This window comes from Chitinophaga agrisoli, assembly GCF_008386695.1.
Taxonomy (GTDB): domain Bacteria; phylum Bacteroidota; class Bacteroidia; order Chitinophagales; family Chitinophagaceae; genus Chitinophaga; species Chitinophaga agrisoli.
This window is the reverse complement of record NZ_VUOC01000001.1, coordinates 1,823,106-1,826,375: the sequence shown is the minus strand read 5'-3', so window position 1 is coordinate 1,826,375 and position 3,270 is coordinate 1,823,106. Positions and strand designations below refer to the sequence as shown.

Genomic DNA, 3,270 nt, shown 5'->3' with positions numbered 1-3,270 from the left:
GAACGATCTTCTCTCTTCTTTTAGAGCGATAAAAAAGGCCCCGACAAAGAAGTCGAGACCTTTTTAATAAATACGGCGGCTACCTACTCTCCCGCATTGTGGTGCAGTACCATCGGCCATGAGGGGCTTAACTTCTCTGTTCGGAATGGGAAGAGGTGAACACCCTCGGCATAACCACCATAAGATCTTTATGGAGCAGCTGTAAGCTTACGCTTTCCAGCTGTTTTGCCGTCAACCGCTACTTGTTCTCTGGTTGTCCAGGAACCTTTCGCCGTTGATTGCTCAATAATGTACATATTGGGAGTTGTATACTAAATGTATTAAATAAAATTAAAGCTTACGGGCAATTAGTACTACTCGGCTGCGATGTTACCACCCTTACACCTGTAGCCTATCAACGTCATAGTCTCTGACGGCCCTTAAAAGTAAACTCATCTTGAGGTTGGTTTCACGCTTAGATGCTTTCAGCGTTTATCCATGCCGTACATAGCTACTCAGCACTGCACCTGGCGGCACAACTGATACACCAGCGGTACGTACGACCCGGTCCTCTCGTACTAAGGTCATGTCCTCGCAATTTACTAACGATCACAACAGATAGGGACCGAACTGTCTTGCGACGTTCTGAACCCAGTTCACGTGCCACTTTAATCGGCGAACAGCCGAACCCTTGGGACCTTCTCCAGCCCCAGGATGTGACGAACCGACATCGAGGTGCCAAACCTCCCCGTCGATATGAGCTCTTGGGGGAGATCAGCCTGTTATCCCCGGAGTACCTTTTATCCTTTGAGCGATGGCCCTTCCATGCAGAACCACCGGATCACTTTAGCCAGCTTTCGCTCCTGCTCGGCTTGTCTGCCTCACAGTCAAGCACCCTTTTACTAATGCGCTCTGCGTACGATTACCAACCGTACTGAGGGTACCTTTGCGAGCCTCCGTTACTTTTTAGGAGGCGACCACCCCAGTCAAACTACCCACCAAACAATGTCCCCGTTGCCGGGTTAGACTCTAAATAACAGAAGGTTGGTATTTCAACGTTGACTCCACAACTCCTAGCGAAGCTGCTTCGTAGTCTCCCAACTATCCTACACATCTGTGATTCAAAATCAATGTTAAGTTGTAGTGAAGGTTCACGGGGTCTTTCCGTCCCGTTGCGATTAACCGGCATCTTCACCGATACTACAATTTCACCGAGCTCGTGGTAGAGACAGTGTCCAACTCATTAGACCATTCGTGCAGGTCGGAACTTACCCGACAAGGAATTTCGCTACCTTAGGACCGTTATAGTTACGGCCGCCGTTTACTGGGGCTTCAGTCAAGAGCTTCACCTTGCGGCTGACCCCCTTCCTTAACCTTCCAGCACCGGGCAGGTATCAGGCTCTATACGTCATCTTACGATTTTGCAGGGCCCTGTGTTTTTGTTAAACAGTTGGTTGGACCATTTTACTGAGACTGCATCACTGCAGTACGCCTTATCCCGAAGTTACAGCGTCAATTTGCCTAGTTCCTTTACCACGGATCACTCGAGCGCCTTAGGATATTCTCCTCGACTACCTGTGTCGGTTTACGGTACGGGCTGCTATAACCTAACCTTAGAGGGTTTTCTTGGAAGTCTGTTTAGGGACATTATCTGCGCTGCCGAAGCTTTGCAGTACTATCAGGTTCATCACCCCATGCGGATTTTCCTACACAGAATATAACTACACCCTTTAACGCACTATTCCGTAAGTGCGCAGTCCTTTCACTCCTCCGTTACCCCATCGAAATTATAGCAGGTACTGGAATATTCACCAGTTTGCCATCAGCTGCCCCTTTCGGGTTTGCCTAAGGACCCGACTAACCCTGATCCGATTAACGTTGATCAGGAACCCTTAGTCTTACGGCGATAAGATTTTTCATCTTATTTATCGTTACTTATGCCTACATTTTCTTTTCTAAACGCTCCAGCATATCTCGCGATACACCTTCAATGCAGTTTAGAATGCTCCCCTACCGATTACTTACTCGTGTAAGCAATCCTAAAGCTTCGGTTGTATGTTTGATGCCCGATCATTTTCCGTGCTCAAACCCTCGACCAGTGAGCTGTTACGCACTCTTTAAATGAATGGCTGCTTCCAAGCCAACATCCTGGCTGTTATAGGATTTGAACTGCGTTTGTTCAACTTAACATACGATTAGGGACCTTAGCTGTTAATCTGGGTTATTTCCCTCTCGGCCATGGACCTTAGCGCCCACAGCCTCACTCCCGTTCTTATATCATAGCATTCGGAGTTTATTAGGGTTTGGTAGGCGGTGAAGCCCCCTAGCCCAATTAGTAGCTCTACCTCTATGATACTTGTATAAACGAGGCTGTTCCTAAAAACATTTCGGGGAGAACGAGCTATCTCTCAGTTTGATTGGCCTTTCACCCCTATCCACAGGTCATCCCATAGCTTTTCAACGCTAATGAGTTCGGTCCTCCAGTTTGTGTTACCAAACCTTCAACCTGCCCATGGATAGATCACAAAGTTTCGCGTCTACCCCCACTGACTATAACGCTCTGTTAGAACTCGCTTTCGCTACGGCTCCGCAACTTAAGTGCTTAACCTCGCCAGTGAGGAGTAACTCGTAGGCTCATTATGCAAAAGGCACGCCGTCACCCTTTAACAGGCTCCGACCGCTTGTAGGCGCACGGTTTCAGGAACTATTTCACTCTTCTGTTCGAAGTGCTTTTCACCTTTCCCTTACGGTACTGGTTCACTATCGGTCTCTAGGGAGTATTTAGCCTTACCAGATGGTGCTGGCAAATTCATACAGGATTCCTCCGGTCCCGCACTACTCAGGATACCACTCGTCCACTAGAATTTCTGCCTACAGGACTTTCACCTGCTTTGGTTCATCTTTCCAGATGATTCAACTTGATCTAGCTTTCTAAATGTGGTCCTATAACCCCGGGACAGCACGCCATCCCGGTTTGGGCTCTTCCCTGTTCGCTCGCCACTACTTAGGGAATCATTAATTTATTTTCTTTTCCTGCAGGTACTTAGATGTTTCAGTTCCCTGCGTTGGCCCCCTTGCGGGTAATACACCTTCAGTGTACTGGGTTGTCCCATTCGGATATCTACGGATATAACGCTCGTTTGCAGCTCCCCGTAGCTTTTCGCAGCTTACCACGTCCTTCATCGCCTCCTAGAGCCTAGGCATCCACCATGCGCCCTTATTCGCTTTAAAAATCTTAAACAATTTAATACTTACGTATACAACTTGTTTCCCAATATGTCAAAGAACTTT

2 rRNA genes are annotated in these 3,270 nt (G+C 47.7%); both read right to left on the bottom strand.

The window, feature by feature from the left end:
- Positions 1–70 precede the first annotated feature (70 nt).
- Positions 71–182 (bottom strand): 5S ribosomal RNA (gene rrf / locus F0L74_RS07520).
- Between the two features lie 145 nt (positions 183–327).
- Positions 328–3,210: ribosomal RNA gene (locus F0L74_RS07515) — 23S ribosomal RNA — on the bottom strand.
- Positions 3,211–3,270 lie beyond the last annotated feature (60 nt).